We start from the raw sequence: 17,915 nt of genomic DNA, 5'->3' as shown, positions 1-17,915 counted from the left end.
CGATGCATCGCCGATGGTAGTGTGGGGTTTCCCCATGTGAGAGTAGGTCATCGTCAAGATTAAATTCCGAAACCCCAATTGCGAAAGCAGTTGGGGTTTTGTTTTGGGCGCTCGGAAAGGGGCTGCTTGCAGCTTGCACCCGCCTTCAATGCTAAAGTCCCTCCCTCGATTTTGCTTTTCCCAAGGAAGCCGTTATGCCGGATGCAACGTCCCTCAGCGCTGGATTCATGGTCGTCCACGGCAATCGCCTGGATGAACTGCGCAGCCTGGTTGTCAGTTGGATGCGCCGTTACCCACTGGCTCCCCTGGAAAACGAAATCGCCCTGGTGCAAAGCAACGGTATCGCGCAATGGCTCAAATTGGCGCTTGCTGAAGATCCGGAAGATGACGATATGGGTGGCTGCGGCATCGCCGCTGCGATCGACGTGCAACTGCCCGGCAGTTTCATGTGGCAGCTCTATCGCATGGTGCTGGGCCGTGACGAAATCCCGGTCAAATCCCTGTTGGATAAAGCCCCGCTGACCTGGCGTCTTATGCGCCTATTGCCCGAGCTGATCGACCAACCGCACTTCGAGCCCCTGCAACGCTTCCTCACCCATGACACCGACCTGCGCAAACGCTACCAACTGGCAGAGCGCCTGGCCGACCTGTTCGACCAATATCAGGTTTACCGCGCAGACTGGCTGGAGGACTGGGCGGCTGGCCGTCACCAACTGCGCAATGTCCGAGGCGAGGCCAAGGCTCTGAGCCCCGCGAACTGCTGGCAGGCCGAGCTATGGCGGGCGTTGCTGCTGGATGTCGGGGAGGAAGGTATGGCGCAGAGCCGGGCCGGTGTCCATCAGCGTTTTATCGAACGTATCAATCACCTGGCGACCGCCCCGCAAGGCCTGCCGTCCCGAGTCATTGTGTTTGGCATTTCTTCCTTGCCGGCCCAGGCCCTTGAGGCTCTGGCCGGCCTGGCCCGTTTCAGCCAGGTATTGCTCTGCGTACACAACCCTTGCCGTCACCACTGGTCCGACATCGTTGCCGATAAAGACCTGCTGAGAAACGAATACAAACGCCAGGCGCGCAAGACCGGGATGCCCGTCACCATCGACCCGCAAACCTTGCACCAGCACGCCCACCCACTGTTGGCCGCCTGGGGCAAGCAAGGTCGCGACTACATCAACCTGCTGGACAGCTACGACGATCCCAACAGCTACCGCTCAGCGTTCCGCGACGGTCGTATCGACCTGTTCAGCGACAGCGAGCCGACCACAATCCTCAACCAGTTGCAGGACGATATCCTCGAGCTGCGCCCGCTCAACGAAACCCGCGAACGCTGGCCCGCTGTTGATCTTCTGCACGACAGCTCGATCCGTTTCCATATCGCCCACAGCGCCCAGCGCGAAGTGGAAATCCTCCACGACCAACTGCTGCAGCGCTTTAGCGACAACCCCTCGCTGCGCCCCCGAGACGTTATCGTCATGGTCCCGGACGTCGACAGCTATGCACCGCATATCCGCGCGGTATTCGGCCAACTGGATAAAAAAGATCCACGCTTCATCCCCTTCACCCTGACTGACCAGGGCCAGCGTGGTCGAGATCCACTGTTGATCGCGGTCGAACATTTGCTCAAACTCCCGGACAGCCGCTTCCCAGTCAGCGAAATCCTCGACTTGCTGGACGTTCCCGCCCTGCGCGAACGTTTCGCCATCCAGGAGCGCGATCTGCCCACCCTGCACCGTTGGATAGAAGGCGCCGGCATCCGCTGGGGCCTTAATGCCGAACAACGCGCAGGCCTTGGCCTGCCCACTGAACTGGAGCAGAACAGCTGGCGTTTCGGCCTGCGCCGCATGCTGCTGGGCTATGCCGTCGGCAGCGGCGCAGCCTGCGCTGGCATTGAGCCCTATGACGAAATCGGCGGCCTCGACGCGGCGCTGATCGGCCCACTGGTCGCCTTGCTTGACGCACTGCACGATGCCCACCAAGCCCTGTCACAACCGGCGACACCGCAAGCCTGGGGCGTACGCCTGCAAGACCTGATGCAGCGCTTCTTCCTGCCCAGCAATGAACACGATGACTATCTGCTGGGCCAGTTGGAGCAACTGCGCGAAGACTGGCTGGAAACCTGCGAGTCCGTCGGCCTGTATGACGAATTACCGTTGACCGTCGTTCGTGAGGCCTGGCTTGCCGGCCTCGACCAGGGCCGCCTGTCCCAGCGCTTCCTCGCGGGTGCCGTGAACTTCTGCACCCTGATGCCGATGCGTGCGATTCCGTTCAAGCTGGTGTGCCTGCTAGGCATGAATGATGGCGACTATCCTCGCGCCCAACCGCCGCTGGATTTCGACCTGATGGGCAGCGACTACCGGCCCGGCGACCGTTCTCGCCGCGAAGATGACCGTTATTTATTGCTTGAAGCCCTGCTCTCGGCGCGCGACCAGCTCTACATCAGCTGGGTGGGGCGCAGTATCCGCGACAACAGCGAGCGCCCAGCCTCTGTGCTGATCGGCCAGTTGCGCGACCACCTGGCCAGCGGCTGGCAACATGCCCAGGAGCCGCCGCTGCTGGAGGCAATGACCCAGGAACATCCGCTGCAACCCTTCAGTGCGCGCTACTTCCACGAGGGCGATCCACTGTTCAGCTACGCCCGCGAATGGCAGCTGTTACATGAAGCCCAAGGCGAGCCCGGCGAAGTAACCCGCCTGGCACCCTACCTCCAGGAAGCCCCCCTGAGCCTGGGGCAGTTGCAAGACTTCCTGCGCAACCCCGTCAGGCATTTCTTCAGCCAGCGCCTCAAGGTGTTTTTCGAAGCGGCCGAAGTACCCCTGGCCGATGAAGAGCCTTTTGTCCTCGATGCCTTGCAGCGCTACACCTTGAGTGACAGCCTGCTCGCTGCCGCGTTGACCGACCCGGACCATCTGGAGCAAGCCCTGGAGGCCCAGGCGCAACGTCTTCAAGGCAGTGGCCTGTTGCCCATGGTGGGTTTCGGCGAATGCCTGCGTAATGAACTGATCGAGCCCTTGCCTGACTTGCTGCAGCGCTACCAGCAACTCCTGGCGCTTTGGCCTGTGCCCCACAACATGGCAGAACCTGTCAGCTTCACGCACCAGGGTATTGAACTCGATGGCTGGATCAGCGGCTTGCACGGCCGCAGTGATGGCGGTTTGCTCAGCGTGACCACCATCCCCAACAGCATCGGCTCGATCAAGACCCGCAAATGGCATCGCCTGATCCGCCCATGGGTCAATCACCTGGTGGCCTGTGCGTGTGGCTTGCCCTTGAGCACCGGCCTGGTGGCCAGTGATGACACCCTCTTGCTGGCCCCTCTGCAGCAAAATACGGCCCAGGACATCCTCGGTAACCTGCTCCTGGCCTGGCAGGCTGGCATGAGCGAGCCACTACCGGTGGCAGTCAAAACCGCGTTTGCCTGGCTCGGCCAAACTGACCCGGACAAAGCCCAGGCTGCCGCCCTTAAAACCTACGAAGGCGATGGCATCACCCACGATGGCGAGCGCCGCGAAAGCCCTGCACTCACCCGGCAATTTCCCGACTATGCGGCCCTGATTGCCAGCGAGGATTTCGAAGGCTGGTGTGAAACCTTGTACCGTCCACTGATCACCGCTCCCTGGCGATCACTGACCAGCCAGGAGGCTCACTGATGAGCGCCACCAAACCCCTGGCCCTGGCCTTTCCGCTGCACGGCAGCCAACTGATTGAAGCCAGCGCCGGCACAGGCAAGACCTTCACCATCTCGGCGTTGTACCTGCGCCTGGTCCTGGGTCATGGTGGCGACGAAGCCGGTTTTGGCCGCGAATTACTGCCGCCGCAAATTCTCGTCGTAACGTTCACCGATGCCGCGACCAAAGAACTGCGCGAACGCATCCGCACCCGTCTTGCGGAGGCCGCACGCTACTTTCGTGATGAAATCCAGCAGCCCGATGCGCTGATCGCCGAACTGCGCGATCAGTACAGCACCGACCAATGGCCCGCCTGCGCCAACCGACTCGACATCGCCGCGCAATGGATGGACGAAGCCGCCGTCTCGACCATCCACAGTTGGTGCCAGCGCATGCTGCGCGAGCACGCCTTCGACAGTGGCAGCCTGTTTACCCAGACCCTGGAAACCGACCACAGTGACCTGCTCGGCGAAGTGCTGCGCGATTATTGGCGCCTGTTCTGCTACCCGATGCACGGCGATGCCCTGAACTGGGTCCGCAGCAACTGGGGCGGCCCGGCGGCGCTGATGCCCCGGGTGCGTGCGCTGTTTGGCAGTGAGCGCCCCAGTGACGACCCGCGCGAGCCGGCCGAACTGATCGAGGCCTGCCTGCACGAACGCCGTGAGGCCCTGGTGGCGATCAAGGCCCCTTGGCAACAATGGGCCGCCGAGCTGCGCGAGATCTGTTTGCAAGCCGTCGCCGCCAAGGCTGTCGATGGCCGTAAAATGCAGGCCCGTTATTTTGAACCGTGGTTCGAGAAAATCAGCGCCTGGGCCGCCGACGAAACCCTGGAGCAACTGGATATCGGCACCGGCTTCACCCGCCTGACGCCCGACGGCATGGCCGAAGCCTGGAAGGGCGACGCGCCCCATCATCCAGGTATCGAGGCCATGGCGGGGCTCAAAGCCAGCCTCGACGCCCTGCCAACACCCGACGCCGCCGTGTTGCAACACGCGGCCGCGTGGGTGGGTAAGCGTTTTGAGGATGAGAAGCGCCGGCGGGCCGAGATGGGCTTCGACGACATGCTCATTCGTCTGGACGCCGCGCTGCAAACCGAGGGCGGCGAGCGCTTGGCCAGCGTGATCCGCGAGCAATTCCCGGTGGCCCTGATCGATGAATTCCAGGACACCGACCCAGTGCAGTACCGGATTTTCGAAAGCATCTACCGCATCGAAGACAACAACCCACAGAGCGGGCTGTTTCTGATCGGCGACCCCAAGCAGGCGATCTACGCCTTTCGCGGCGCTGATATCTACACCTACCTGCGCGCGCGCCAGGCCACGACCGGGCGCCTGCACACCCTGGGCACCAACTTTCGTTCCAGCCATGCCATGGTCGAGGCGGTCAACCATGTGTTCGAGCGTGCGGAAACCGGACGTGGGGCGTTTCTGTTCCGCGAGCCAGACGGCGAGAACCCGGTGCCGTTCCAGCCGGTATCGTCCCAAGGCCGCAAGGAACAATTGCAGGTTGATGGCCACACACTGCCCGCCCTGAATATCTGGCACCTGCCCACCGACCAGCCGATCTCCAATGTGCTCTATCGCCAACAACTGGCCGGCGCGTGTGCCAGCCAGATCGTCGCGTTGCTCAATGGCGGCCAGCAGGGCAGTGCAGGGTTTATCAAGGATGCGGACTTCACCCCGGTGCAGCCGTCGAACATCGCCATCCTTGTGCGTGACGGCAAGGAAGCCCAGGCCGTGCGCGGTGAACTGGCCGCGCGTGGCGTGCGCAGTGTGTATCTGTCGGACAAGGATTCGGTATTCGCCTCCCAGGAAGCCCACGACCTGCTCGCCTGGCTCAAGGCCTGTGCCGAACCCGATGTCGAGCGCCCGCTGCGTGCCGCGCTGGCCTGCGTCACCCTCAACCTGTCGCTGGCGGAACTGGAGCAACTGAACCAGGACGAATTGGCCTGGGAACAGCGGGTCATGCAGTTTCGCGACTACCGCGTGGTCTGGCGGACCCAAGGCGTGCTGCCAATGCTGCGGCGCCTGCTGCATGACTTCAAATTGCCGCAAACCCTGATCGCCCGCAGCGATGGCGAGCGCGTGCTGACCAACCTGTTGCACCTGTGCGAATTACTGCAACAAGCGGCTGCTGAACTGGACGGTGAACAAGCACTGATTCGTCATCTGGCCGAACACCTGGCACTCTCGGGCCAGGCCGGTGAAGAGCAGATCCTGCGCCTGGAAAGCGATGAGCAACTGGTCAAGGTGGTGACCATCCACAAATCCAAGGGCCTGGAATACGACCTGGTGTTCCTGCCGTTTATCTGCTCGGCCAAGCCCGTCGACGGCAGCCGCCTGCCGCTGCACTACCACGATGCCCACGGCAAGTCCCAGGTCAGCCTCAAACCCACCGCCGAACTGATCGCCCAGGCCGATGACGAGCGCCTGGCCGAAGACCTGCGCTTGTTCTACGTGGCCCTGACCCGGGCCAAACATGCCTGTTGGCTCGGCGTGGCTGACCTCAAGCGTGGCAATAATAACAGTTCAGTCTTGCACCTCTCGGCCCTGGGCTATCTGTTGGGCGGCGGCGCGCCCCTGGGTGAGTCCGCAGCCCTGGCCCGCTGGCTGATGGACTTGCAGGACGGCTGCGCGGCGATTGCCTATGGGCAAATGCCAGACGCCGACACCAGCACCTACCAGCCACCGCGCAATGAAGCGACCTTGCTTGCGCCGCTGCTACCCAAGCGCAAGGCGGCGGAAAACTGGTGGATTGCCTCCTACAGCGCCCTGCGCATTGGCGAAAGCATGAGCGCCGCCAGCCTGGAGGCCCCGGAAAGCCCACAAGCGCAGAAGCTGTTCGACGACGAACGCCTGGACCCGGATGCACCACGGGAAGTCGCCGCGTCTGGCGGTGACATCCACCGTTTCCCGCGCGGTCCCAACCCCGGGACCTTTCTCCATGGGCTGCTGGAATGGGCCGGTAACGAGGGCTTCAACGTCACGCCCGAAGCCATCGAAGATGCGGTCGCCCGGCGCTGCAACCGACGCGGTTGGGAAGGCTGGATCGGCACCCTCGGTGGCTGGCTCGGGCACCTGCTGCAAGCGCCGCTGGGCCTGGGTCATGGGCAGGCATCGGTGACCCTGGGTGACTTGCAGCACTATCAGATCGAAATGGAGTTCTGGTTCGCCAGCCACAAAGTCGACGTGCTCGCCCTCGACCTACTGGTCTGCCAATACACCCACGACGGCGTGTCGCGGGTGGCCGCCGAACCGGTGTTGCTCAATGGCATGTTCAAGGGGTTTATCGACCTGACCTTCGAACACGACGGCCGCTATTACGTGGCCGACTACAAATCCAACTGGCTCGGCGCCGACGATGCGGCCTACACCCGCGAGGCCATGGAACAGTCGATTCTTGACCATCGTTATGATCTGCAATACGTCCTCTACTTGCTGGCCCTGCATCGCCAGCTCAAGGCACGCCTGCCCGATTACGACTACGAGCGGCATGTGGGCGGCGCGCTCTACCTGTTCCTGCGCGGCACCCAGGCGGTGAGCCAGGGCGCGTATTTCACCCGGCCACCACGGGAACTGATCGAGCGCCTGGACCTGCTGTTCCAGGGCAAACCGCCACCACCCAAGGTCGAACCGGCTTGGGAACAAGGAGTCCTGCTATGAGCCTCTCGACTATGCCGTTGGAGGCACTGGCACCGCTGGACCGCGCTGACGACCTGATGCACCTGCTTGCGCGCTGGGTCGAGCGTGGCTGGTTGCGGGCGCTGGACAAGGCGTTCGTGGGCTTTCTCCACGAACTCGACCCACAGGCCGATCCCCTGGTGCTGCTGGCTGCGGCCCTGACCAGTCACCAACTGGGCCACGGTCACGTGTGCCTGGACTTGTTCGAAACCTTGAGTGCCCCGGATTTCGCCCTGTCGCTGCCGCCGGAAGGTGACGTGCAGAGCGGCGTGATGCTGCTGCCCTCGCAACTGCTTGATGGCCAGGAAGGCGCCCATTGGTGCCACGCCCTGGCGGCGAGCCCGCTGGTGGCGCTGGCCGTCGATGGCAGCGCGGCAGCGCAAAGCCGGCCGCTGGTGTTGTCGGGCAAGCGCCTGTATCTGCGACGCTACTGGACCTATGAGCGGCGCATCGACAGCGCACTGCGCCAGCGCCTGGCTACCCAGGAAGCCATTTTGGCCGACTTGCCTCAACGCTTGAATGGCCTGTTCGACCAGGCGCCGCCGGAGGGTGTGGTCGATTGGCAGAAACTCGCCTGTGCCCTCGCCACGCGCGGCGCGTTCAGCATCGTCACCGGCGGTCCCGGCACCGGCAAGACCACCACCGTGGTGCGCCTGCTGGCATTGTTGCAAGCGCCGGCAGTGGAGCAGGGCACGGCGCTGCGCATCCGTCTCGCGGCGCCTACCGGCAAGGCGGCGGCACGCCTGACCGAATCCATCAGCCAGCAAGTGCGTTCGCTGCAAGTGTCTGACGCGGTGCGCGAAAAAATCCCCACCGAGGTCACCACCGTGCATCGCCTGCTGGGCAGCCGTCCCGGCACCCGGCATTTTCGCCATCACGCGGGCAACTTGTTGCCGCTGGATGTGCTGGTGGTCGATGAAGCCTCGATGATCGACCTGGAAATGATGGCCAACCTGCTGGACGCCTTGCCACCCCATGCGCGGCTGGTGCTGCTGGGGGACAAGGACCAATTGGCCTCGGTGGAAGCCGGCGCGGTGCTCGGCGACTTGTGCCGGGATGCCGAGGCTGGCTGGTACAGCCCCCACACCCGGCAATGGCTGGAACACGTCAGCGGTGAAAGCTTGGCGGGCAGCGGCCTGCAGGAAGACCTCGACGCCAGTCATCCCCTGGCACAACAAGTGGTCATGCTGCGCTACTCCCGACGTTTCGGCGAAGGCAGTGGCATCGGTCAGTTGGCACGCTGGGTCAACCAGCAGAATCCCGAACAGGCCCGCCAACTGCTGGACGCCGGCAGCCATGACCTGTTTCGCCTGAGTCTCAAGGGCGAGCATGACCGTGCCCTGGAGCGCCTGGTGCTGGACGGGCAGGGTGCCGATGCCCACGGCTATCGTTATTACCTGAACCTGTTGCGCACCTCGCGCCCAGCGGCCGAGACACCCCGCGACGACCCGCGCTGGACCGACTGGGCGCGCCAGTTGTTACAAGCCTTCGATGCCTTCCAACTGCTGTGCGCGGTGCGTAAGGGGCCCTGGGGTGTGGAAGGCCTCAACCAGCGCATCACCGCCGCGTTGCTCAAGGCCCGGCTGATCGACAGCGACCAGCAATGGTACGAAGGCCGTCCGGTGCTGATGACCCGCAACGACTACGGCCTGGGCTTGATGAACGGCGACATTGGTATCGCCTTGAAATTGCCCGAAAGCGACGGCGGTCCGCAGGTACTGCGTGTGGCTTTCCCGCGCAACGATGGCCAGGGCGGGGTGCGTTTTGTCCTGCCGAGCCGGCTCAATGACGTGGAAACCGTCTACGCCATGACCGTGCACAAGTCCCAGGGCTCGGAGTTCGCCCACACGGCCCTGATCCTGCCGGATGCGTTGAACCCTGTGCTGACCAAGGAGTTGATCTATACAGGTATCACCCGGGCCAAGGATCGCTTCAGTTTGATCGAAACCCGTGGCGGGGTTTTCGAGGAAGCAGTACGGCGCAAGGTGAAACGTTTGAGTGGGCTGATGTTGGAGCTGGGTGCGTAATGGGGTGGGAAAAACCTGACCGTTGTGTAGGTTTTTTCTTAATAAATGGCGGAATCTACCTAGGCCCCGCCTCGCTGGGGTTTCCGCCAATATGCTATCGTTGCGGCATCATCCCGAGAAGATCAAAGAGAATCGCTGCATGAACGTGGCTGTCTCGCCCGCAGAGCGTAGTTGGAGCTGGAGACGAATGCTGCTGTTGGCCGTTCTGTGCTTTGTCACGCCTTTGGCTTTTGCCCAGGTGTCCACTGCCAGTGCGGCCGACCAGCGAGCCCAGGCAGTGACCCAAGTGGTACTGGGGATTCTCAGCTACGCCCGTTGGCCGGTGGAGCCCGCCCAACTGCGCTTGTGCATCGTTGGCCCGACCCAATACACCGATGACCTGGTCAAGGGCACCACCCAGGCCACCGGCCGGCCGGTGGTGGTCCAGCGTCTGCTGGCGGATAACCCTGCCATCGTCAATGCCTGCGACGCGTTGTATATCGGCAAGCTCGCCCCTGAGGAGCGCAGCCGCCTGTTCTCCGCGCTGATCGGTCATCCGGTGCTGAGCATCAGCGAAGGCGGCGACCAATGCACCGTAGGCAGCCTGTTCTGCCTGCGGGTGAGCGATGAGCAGGTATCGTTCGAGGTCAACCTCGACTCCGTGGCCCGCAGCGGTGTGCGCATTCATCCCAGCGTCCTGCAATTGTCCCGTCGCCGAGCGCCGGAGCCATGAGGCTGCGCACCATTACAACCCGCCCCACATTACGCTCGGTCCTTGGTCGCGGACACCTGAGCGTGGCGTTGCTGGCAGTGGGCATGGCCAGTGTGTCCCTGACCCTGCTCGGTGTGCTGGCCCTGCGGGTCTACGCCGATCACAACCTGCACCTGATCGCGCGCTCCATCAACTACACCGTGGAAGCGGCAGTGGTGTTCAACGACCGCGTAGTGGCCACCGAGGCCCTGGCGATGATCGCCTCCACCGAAGAAGTGGCCGAAGCCCGGGTGTTGGATGTGAACGGCGTCACCCTGGCGCACTGGGTGCGCCCGGAAACAGGGGTGCTGTCCAAGGTGGAGCTGGAGCTGGCTCATTCGCTGCTTGAAGAACCCATCAGCCAACCGATCCTGCGCGATGGCAAAAAAATCGGCACCGTCGAGTTGAGTGGCCACGGCGGTAGTCTGTTGCGCTTTTTGCTCAGTGGCCTGGCCGGGATCATCGTCTGCACGGCCCTCAGCGGCTGGGTGGCGATCTACCTGGCGCGACGCATGTTGCGCGGCATCACCGGCCCACTGCACCGCCTGGCCGATGTGGCCCACGCCGCGCGCAGCGAACGGGCTTTCGACCGGCGTGTGCCGCCGGCGCAGATAGCCGAACTCGACAGCCTGGGCAATGACTTCAATGCCCTGCTCGACGAACTGGAAGCCTGGCAAACCCACCTGCAAAGCGAGAACGAAACCCTCGCTCACCAGGCCAGCCATGACAGCCTGACCGGGCTGCCCAACCGCGCGTTCTTCGAGGGCAGGCTGATTCGCGCGTTGCGCAGTGCGGCCAAACTCAACGAGCGGGTGGCGGTGCTGTTTCTCGACAGCGACCGTTTCAAAGACATCAATGACAGCTTTGGCCACGCCGCTGGCGACGTGGTGCTGGTGGCGGTGGCCGCGCGGGTGCGTGCGCAACTGCGCGAAAGTGACCTGGTGGCACGCCTGGGCGGTGACGAATTCGCCATCCTGCTCTCACCCCTGCACAAGCTCGAAGATGCCCAGCGCATCGCCGACAAAATCATCGCCAGCATGGACCAACCCATTCCGCTGCCGGGCAACACCCAAGTGTTGACCTCACTCAGTATCGGCATCGCCGTTTATCCCGATCATGGCGCCACTCCCGGCGCCCTGCTCAATGCCGCAGATGCGGCAATGTACCAGGCCAAACGCCTTTCCCAGGGTGGCCAGCACACGGCGGAGTCGGAGCACTCTGTCGCCAATGTTCAACACAGGAGTTGATCCCTTGTTTGCTAACACACGCGTTCTCTTTATCACCTTGTTTATCGCCCTGCTGGCGCTGAGCGGCTGCCAGACCGCCCCGCCCAAAGGCCTGACACCCGCACAAGTGGCGGTGCTCAAGCAACAAGGCTTCGAACTGACTGACGAAGGCTGGGCATTTGGCCTGTCGGGTAAAGTGCTGTTTGGCAGCGACGTCGAAAAACTCAACAAGCCCAGCACTGAAATCGTCGAACGCATCGGCAAGGCCCTCTCTGGCGTAGGCATCGAACGCGTGCGCGTAGACGGCCACACTGATGCCTCGGGCAAGGAGTCCTACAACCAGCAACTGTCCCTGCGCCGGGCGAAAAGCGTTGGCAAGGTCTTGGTCGCCGTGGGTATGAAGGAAGAAAATGTGCAACTGCGCGGCCTGGGCAGCAGCGAGCCGGTAGCGCCCAACACCACAGTGGCGGGGCGTACCGAAAACCGCCGGGTATCGATTGTGGTGATCGCCGACTGAGCCAACAGCTCGGTCTAAATTTGAAATACGTTCAACTGTGGGAGCGGGCTTGCTCGCCCCATAGTTGGTTCAGCGTTCTGGCGGCTATTGGGCAAACACCATCGTCCGCGTTTGCCCCATCAACAACTCCTGGTTCTGTTCCGTCACCTCGCGGATGTAATCCCACAACAACGTAATCCGCTTCAACTTCCTCAAATCCTCCCGGCAATACATCCAGAACTGCCGCGTAATAGTGATCTCCTCCCCCAACACCGGCAGCAACCGCGGATCCTGCGCGGCCAAGAAGCACGGCAATATCGCCAGTGAACGCCCCTGCTGCGCGGCCACGTACTGCGCGATCACGCTGGTGCTGCGCAGGCTGGCGCTGGCGCCCGGGATCACATTGGCCAGGTACAGCAGCTCCGAGCTGAACGCCAGGTCATCCACATAGCTGATAAACGGATGCTCGGTCAGGTCGGCGGGGCGGCGGATGGGGGGGTGTTGGTCGAGGTAGTCCTGGGTCGCGTACAGCTGCAGTTTGTAGTCGCACAGTTTGCAGCACACGTAGGGGCCGTGTTCCGGGCGTTCCAGGGCGATGACGATGTCGGCTTCGCGCTTGGACAGGCTGATGAAGTGGGGCAGGGGCAGGATATCCACCGAGATCGCCGGGTAAGTGTCGACGAAGTGGCTCAGTTGCGGGGTGACGAAGAAACTGCCGAAGCCCTCGGTGCAGCCCATGCGCACATGCCCGGACAACGCCACACCAGAGCCGGATACTTGTTCGCAGGCCATGTGCAGGGTGCTTTCGATGGACTCGGCGTAACCCAGCAAACGCTGGCCTTCGTTGGTCAGGACAAAGCCGCTGGTGCGGGATTTTTCGAACAACAGGGTGCCCAGGGATCCTTCCAAGGAACTGATGCGCCGCGACACGGTGGTGTAGTCCACTGCCAGGCGCTTGGCGGCGACGCTGGCCTTGCGGGTGCGCGCTACTTCGAGGAAAAACTTCAGGTCATCCCAGTTCAGCGACCCCAAGGATGTGATGTTTTTTTGCATGTTGGACCGGCTTTTATGTGGGTTCTTATTGGATGTTTGCACATCTATACTCCAAAAATCGTCCGAACGCCTCATCCTCAAGGCGCTTCACGCCTTGGCTCTCTGCATAACTACAAGATCTGGAGACCACAATGAACGCATCGCTTACGTCTGCCGATACCACCGTGAAACAGGCCAAACTGTTGATCAACGGTGAATGGGTCGAGTCCAAGACCACCGAGTGGCAAGACATCGTCAACCCGGCGACCCAGCAAGTCCTGGCCCGTGTGCCCTTTGCCACGGCCGATGAAGTCAACGCTGCCATCGACGCCGCCCAGCGCGCCTTCCAGACCTGGAAGCTGACGCCAATCGGCGCGCGCATGCGCATCATGCTCAAGCTACAGGCCCTGATCCGCGAGCACTCCAAGCGCATTGCCGCAGTGCTCAGCGCCGAGCAGGGCAAGACCATTGCCGACGCTGAAGGCGATATTTTCCGTGGCCTGGAAGTGGTCGAGCACGCCTGTTCCATCGGCACCCTGCAAATGGGCGAATTTGCCGAGAACGTGGCCGGTGGTGTCGACACCTACACCCTGCGCCAACCGATCGGCGTGTGCGCTGGCATCACCCCGTTCAACTTCCCGGCAATGATCCCGTTGTGGATGTTCCCGATGGCCATCGCCTGCGGTAACACCTTCGTGCTCAAGCCTTCGGAGCAGGATCCACTGTCGACCCTGATGCTGGTGGAGCTGGCGCTGGAGGCTGGCGTGCCAGCGGGCGTGCTGAACGTGGTTCACGGTGGCAAGGATGTGGTGGACGCACTCTGCACCCACAAAGATATCAAGGCCGTGTCCTTCGTTGGCTCGACCGCCGTCGGCACCCACGTCTACGACCTGGCGGGCAAACACGGCAAGCGCGTGCAGTCGATGATGGGCGCGAAGAACCACGCCGTGGTCCTGCCGGACGCCAACCGCGAACAAACCCTCAATGCCCTGGTCGGCGCCGGTTTCGGTGCTGCCGGTCAACGCTGCATGGCCACTTCGGTGGTGGTGCTGGTGGGCGCCGCCAAGCAATGGCTGCCGGACCTCAAGGCCCTGGCGCAGAAACTCAAAGTGAACGCCGGCAGCGAAGCCGGAACGGACGTTGGCCCAGTGATTTCCAAACGCGCCAAGGCACGTATCCTCGACCTGATCGAAAGCGGCGTGAAAGAAGGCGCCAAGCTGGAGCTGGACGGGCGCGGTATCCAGGTGCCGGGCTTCGAGCAAGGTAACTTCGTCGGCCCGACCCTGTTCTCGGGCGTGACCACCGACATGCAGATCTACACCCAGGAAATCTTCGGCCCGGTGCTGGTGGTTTTGGAAGTCGACACCCTCGACGAAGCCATCGCCCTGGTCAACGCCAACCCGTTCGGCAACGGCACCGGCCTGTTCACCCAGAGCGGTGCGGCGGCGCGCAAATTCCAGAGCGAAATCGACGTCGGCCAGGTGGGCATCAACATCCCGATCCCGGTGCCGGTCCCGATCTTCAGCTTCACCGGTTCCCGTGGTTCGAAACTCGGCGACCTGGGTCCGTACGGCAAGCAAGTGGTGCAGTTCTACACCCAGACCAAAACCGTCACCAGCCGCTGGTTCGACGACAGCAGTGTCAATGATGGCGTCAACACCACCATCAACCTGCGTTGATCAAGGAGACGACCATGAAGATTGCATTTATCGGCCTGGGCAACATGGGCGCGCCCATGGCCCGCAACCTGATCAAGGCCGGCCACGCGCTGAACCTGTTCGACCTGAACCAGACGGTGCTCAACGAACTGGCCGCGCTGGGCGGCACTATCAGCGCGTCGCCGCGGGATGCAGCCCAGGGCGCCGAGCTGGTGTTGACCATGCTGCCGGCCGCGGCCCATGTGCGCAGCGTCTGGCTGAATGAAGACGGCGTGCTCGCCGGCATCGGCAAGGGCGTGCCTGCGGTGGATTGCAGCACCATCGACCCGCAAACCGCGCGTGACGTAGCGGCTGCGGCAGCCAAACACGGCGTGGCGATGGCCGATGCACCGGTCTCCGGCGGCACCGGTGGCGCCCAGGCCGGGACCTTGACCTTTATGGTCGGCGCCAACCCGGAACTGTTCGCCACCCTGCAGCCGGTGCTGGCGCAGATGGGTCGCAACATCGTGCATTGCGGTGATGTGGGCACCGGGCAGATCGCCAAGATCTGCAACAACCTGCTGCTGGGGATCAGCATGGTTGGCGTCAGTGAGGCCATGGCCCTGGGCGATGCCCTGGGTATCGACACGCAAGTGCTGGCCGGCATCATCAACAGCTCCACCGGGCGCTGCTGGAGTTCCGACACCTACAACCCATGGCCGGGGGTGATCGAAACCGCGCCGGCCTCCCGGGGGTATACCGGCGGGTTTGGCGCCGACCTGATGCTCAAGGATTTGGGCCTGGCGACTGAAGCCGCGCGCCAGGCGCACCAGCCAGTGATCCTGGGCGCGGTGGCGCAGCAGTTGTATCAATCGATGAGCCAGCGCGGGGACGGGGGCAAGGACTTCTCGGCGATCATCAACAGCTATCGCAAACCCCAGTAAGGTATTTTCCGGGAACCCGCGTCGGGCGGGTTCCCGGTTTTTTCGTGGTCAGGCAAACACGAAATACTTACGCACCGTCTCGACCACTTCCCACGTGCCCGTCATGCCGGGCTCTACCACAAAGATATCCCCAGCCCGCAGATGGATCGGCGCCAGGCCGTCCGGGGTGATCACGCAGTAGCCTTCCTGAAAGTGGCAGTATTCCCACTTCACATATTCCACCCGCCATTTGCCGGGGGTGCAGATCCAGGTGCCCATGATCTTGCTGCCGTCTTCGCTGGTGTAGGCGTTGAGGTTGACGGTGTGCGGGTCACCTTCGAGCTTTTCCCATTTACAGGCGTCCAGCACCGGCAGGGGGTGGGTATCGCGCAATACGGTGATTGGCTGGGACATGATGGCTCCAAGGCAGGAAAGGGAAAGGTGAACCCTATAGCGCCGGGGCGAATGCCAGTGGTCTGAACTCGACATCGGGATGCCCAGAAGCGCATTGGAATACGATCTTAAAACCTGCACAGCCCCCCTGTAGGAGCGAGCTTGCTCGCGAAGAACTTGAGAGCGCCGCGTTTACCTAGCAAACACGCGTTATTGTTGACGTCCTTCGCGAGCAAGAACTAGGCGTCCCCCTCGCTCCTACAGAAATTAGAATCCGCTTAACTGACTGGCATTAGGGCAAGCCCGCTCCCACATTTGATCTGCGGCGGCTGATGGATCCGTTCAATAATCGGATGTTTCTTCGCAGTAAGTGCGAAAGAAATCCTGCCGGGCGCTGGAAATCGCAAGAATATTTACCGCTGGCCCTCGTATCATTCACTTTAGAAACAACCGAGAGCCTCGTATGAATCCAATAAAAACGTGGTGGGACATCAGCCCGCCCTTGAGCACCGCCACCCCGACCTGGCCGGGCGATACGCCATTCCAGGAAGAGCGCGTCTGGCAGTTCGGCCCCGAATGCCCGGTGAATGTCGGGCGCATCACCCTGTCGCCCCACACCGGCGCCCACGTCGATGCGCCGCTGCACTACAGCGCCGACGGCGCGCCTATCGGCGAAGTGTCGCTGGACGTGTATATGGGCCCGTGTCGGGTGCTGTATTGCCTGGACAGCGGCGCGCTGGTGCAACCGGAGCAGTTGCAAGGCCGCCTGGACAACCTGCCGGAGCGGGTTCTGCTGCGGACTTATCAACAGGCGCCGCTGACGAGTTGGGATTCGAACTTCACCGCTGTCGCCAAGGAAACTGTCGAGCTGCTGGCCAGCCTCGGCGTGCGCCTGATCGGCATCGACACCCCGTCCCTGGACCCGCAACAGTCCAAGACCATGGATGCCCACAACGCCGTCGCCCGTCATGGCATGGCGATTCTCGAAGGCATTGTCCTCGACGACGTGCCGCAGGGCGACTACGAGTTGATCGCCCTGCCGCTGCGTTTTGCCAACCTCGATGCCAGCCCGGTACGAGCAATCCTGCGCCCGCTCAAGGAGCCCACGCGATGAGCCAGTGTCCTTTCTCCCCTGATTACCAGCCGCCGGAAGAATGGCATAACGCTGAGCTGAATTTTTCCGAGTCGATGAGCTACGGCGATTACCTGGACCTGGGCAAAGTGCTCACGGCCCAGCACCCGCTGTCGCCGGACCACAATGAAATGCTGTTTATCATCCAGCACCAGACTTCCGAGCTGTGGATGAAGCTGATGCTGCACGAACTCAAGGCTGCCCGTGAACACGTGCGCCTGGGTGAGTTGGCGCCGGCGTTCAAGATGCTGGCGCGGGTGTCGCGGATCTTCGACCAACTGGTGCACGCCTGGGCGGTGCTGGCGACCATGACGCCGTCGGAGTACAAGGCGATCCGCCCGTACCTGGGGCAGTCGTCGGGCTTCCAGTCGTTCCAGTACCGGGAAATCGAGTTCATCCTCGGCAATAAAAGCGCGGCACTGTTGCGGCCTCATGCGCATCGCCCAGAGCTGCTGAAGGAGCTGCAAGTGGCGATTGCCACGCCGTCGCTGTATGACGAGGCGATCAACCTGATGATCAAGGCGGGCCTGGCGATTGACCCGCAACGCGCGCAACGCGACCCGACGGCGCCCACGGTGCATGACGAATCCGTGGAAGCGGCGTGGCGCGAGGTGTATCGCGATCCGAACCGGTACTGGGACCTGTACCAGTTGGCCGAGAAGTTTATCGACCTGGAAGACTCGTTCCGCCAATGGCGCTTCCGCCATGTGACCACGGTGGAGCGGATCATCGGCTTCCAGCCGGGTACCGGCGGCACCGAGGGCGTGGGCTACCTGCGCAAGATGCTCGACACTGTGCTGTTCCCCGAGCTGTGGCGAGTGCGTTCAACGCTCTGATTGAAACCCAACAAAAAGCCCCGGCACTCATCGAGTACCGGGGCTTTTTGTTGGTCGTGCATTCCTGTTGTGGCCCTGTTCATGTGGGAGCAGGGCTTGCCTTAAACGAACGCAATGCTTAAAGCAGCGAAGATCAAATGTGGG

12 protein-coding genes are annotated in these 17,915 nt (G+C 62.5%); 10 read left to right on the top strand and 2 right to left on the bottom strand.

The window, feature by feature from the left end; translation table 11 throughout:
• Positions 1–194: 194 nt before the first annotated feature.
• From recC to FJD34_RS24335, 6 genes are all read left to right on the top strand, one after another.
• Positions 195–3,641: an exodeoxyribonuclease V subunit gamma gene (recC, locus tag FJD34_RS24360; protein ID WP_090292903.1), complete on the top strand. Its 3,447-nt coding sequence runs from the start codon at positions 195–197 to the stop codon at positions 3,639–3,641.
• A complete protein-coding gene (gene recB / locus FJD34_RS24355; protein WP_090292905.1) occupies positions 3,641–7,321 on the top strand; it encodes an exodeoxyribonuclease V subunit beta in 3,681 nt (1,226 codons plus the stop codon). Before recC ends, recB begins: the two co-directional genes overlap by 1 nt.
• Positions 7,318–9,366 (top strand): exodeoxyribonuclease V subunit alpha, encoded by a 2,049-nt coding sequence (recD, locus tag FJD34_RS24350; protein WP_032862798.1) that lies wholly within the window; start codon positions 7,318–7,320, stop codon positions 9,364–9,366. The genes recB and recD overlap by 4 nt, the downstream gene beginning before the upstream one ends.
• A 139-nt stretch (positions 9,367–9,505) precedes the next feature.
• On the top strand, positions 9,506–10,078 hold the full coding sequence (locus FJD34_RS24345) for a YfiR family protein (protein ID WP_065942974.1): 573 nt from the start codon (positions 9,506–9,508) through the stop codon (positions 10,076–10,078).
• Positions 10,075–11,343, top strand: a complete 1,269-nt coding sequence (locus FJD34_RS24340) for a diguanylate cyclase domain-containing protein (protein ID WP_090292907.1) — start codon at positions 10,075–10,077, stop codon at positions 11,341–11,343. Before FJD34_RS24345 ends, FJD34_RS24340 begins: the two co-directional genes overlap by 4 nt.
• 4 nt (positions 11,344–11,347) lie before the next feature.
• On the top strand, positions 11,348–11,839 hold the full coding sequence (locus tag FJD34_RS24335; RefSeq protein WP_032862802.1) for an OmpA family protein: 492 nt from the start codon (positions 11,348–11,350) through the stop codon (positions 11,837–11,839).
• An 84-nt stretch (positions 11,840–11,923) separates the two neighbouring features.
• Here the strand turns inward: FJD34_RS24335 and FJD34_RS24330 are convergent, their stop codons facing one another.
• The gene (locus FJD34_RS24330; RefSeq protein WP_065942973.1) at positions 11,924–12,871 is read right to left on the bottom strand and encodes a LysR family transcriptional regulator; all 948 of its coding nucleotides are present in this window, start codon (positions 12,869–12,871) and stop codon (positions 11,924–11,926) included.
• A gap of 131 nt (positions 12,872–13,002) precedes the next feature.
• Here FJD34_RS24330 and FJD34_RS24325 point away from each other — a divergent pair, with 131 nt between their 5' ends.
• Complete coding sequence (locus tag FJD34_RS24325; protein WP_032862806.1) at positions 13,003–14,529, top strand: CoA-acylating methylmalonate-semialdehyde dehydrogenase; 1,527 nt, start codon at positions 13,003–13,005, stop codon at positions 14,527–14,529.
• 14 nt (positions 14,530–14,543) lie between these two features.
• The gene (gene mmsB, locus FJD34_RS24320) at positions 14,544–15,431 is read left to right on the top strand and encodes a 3-hydroxyisobutyrate dehydrogenase (RefSeq protein ID WP_032862808.1); all 888 of its coding nucleotides are present in this window, start codon (positions 14,544–14,546) and stop codon (positions 15,429–15,431) included.
• Positions 15,432–15,479: 48 nt separating this feature from the next.
• Here the strand turns inward: mmsB and FJD34_RS24315 are convergent, their stop codons facing one another.
• Positions 15,480–15,824 carry a cupin domain-containing protein gene (locus FJD34_RS24315; RefSeq protein WP_032862809.1) on the bottom strand — a complete coding sequence of 115 codons (345 nt, stop codon included), beginning with the start codon at positions 15,822–15,824 and terminating at the stop codon, positions 15,480–15,482.
• Between the two features lie 442 nt (positions 15,825–16,266).
• Here FJD34_RS24315 and kynB point away from each other — a divergent pair, with 442 nt between their 5' ends.
• Positions 16,267–16,917: an arylformamidase gene (gene kynB / locus FJD34_RS24310; RefSeq protein ID WP_032862810.1), complete on the top strand. Its 651-nt coding sequence runs from the start codon at positions 16,267–16,269 to the stop codon at positions 16,915–16,917.
• The gene (kynA, locus tag FJD34_RS24305; RefSeq protein WP_032862811.1) at positions 16,914–17,771 is read left to right on the top strand and encodes a tryptophan 2,3-dioxygenase; all 858 of its coding nucleotides are present in this window, start codon (positions 16,914–16,916) and stop codon (positions 17,769–17,771) included. Before kynB ends, kynA begins: the two co-directional genes overlap by 4 nt.
• Positions 17,772–17,915: the final 144 nt, after the last annotated feature.

The organism is Pseudomonas brenneri (assembly GCF_007858285.1).
GTDB classification, from domain to species: Bacteria; Pseudomonadota; Gammaproteobacteria; order Pseudomonadales; family Pseudomonadaceae; genus Aquipseudomonas; species Aquipseudomonas brenneri.
This window is presented reverse-complemented; position numbering and strand designations above follow the sequence as displayed.

Excerpts from the sequence above, each read along its gene's own strand:
- recC (WP_090292903.1), top strand. The coding sequence starts at position 195 with ATGCCGGATGCAACGTCCCTCAGCGCTGGATTCATGGTCGTCCACGGC.
- recB (WP_090292905.1), top strand. The coding sequence starts at position 3,641 with ATGAGCGCCACCAAACCCCTGGCCCTGGCCTTTCCGCTGCACGGCAGC.
- recD (WP_032862798.1), top strand. The coding sequence starts at position 7,318 with ATGAGCCTCTCGACTATGCCGTTGGAGGCACTGGCACCGCTGGACCGC.
- FJD34_RS24345 (WP_065942974.1), top strand. The coding sequence starts at position 9,506 with ATGAACGTGGCTGTCTCGCCCGCAGAGCGTAGTTGGAGCTGGAGACGA.
- FJD34_RS24340 (WP_090292907.1), top strand. The coding sequence starts at position 10,075 with ATGAGGCTGCGCACCATTACAACCCGCCCCACATTACGCTCGGTCCTT.
- FJD34_RS24330 (WP_065942973.1), bottom strand. The coding sequence starts at position 12,871 with ATGCAAAAAAACATCACATCCTTGGGGTCGCTGAACTGGGATGACCTG.
- FJD34_RS24325 (WP_032862806.1), top strand. The coding sequence starts at position 13,003 with ATGAACGCATCGCTTACGTCTGCCGATACCACCGTGAAACAGGCCAAA.
- mmsB (WP_032862808.1), top strand. The coding sequence starts at position 14,544 with ATGAAGATTGCATTTATCGGCCTGGGCAACATGGGCGCGCCCATGGCC.
- FJD34_RS24315 (WP_032862809.1), bottom strand. The coding sequence starts at position 15,824 with ATGTCCCAGCCAATCACCGTATTGCGCGATACCCACCCCCTGCCGGTG.
- kynB (WP_032862810.1), top strand. The coding sequence starts at position 16,267 with ATGAATCCAATAAAAACGTGGTGGGACATCAGCCCGCCCTTGAGCACC.
- kynA (WP_032862811.1), top strand. The coding sequence starts at position 16,914 with ATGAGCCAGTGTCCTTTCTCCCCTGATTACCAGCCGCCGGAAGAATGG.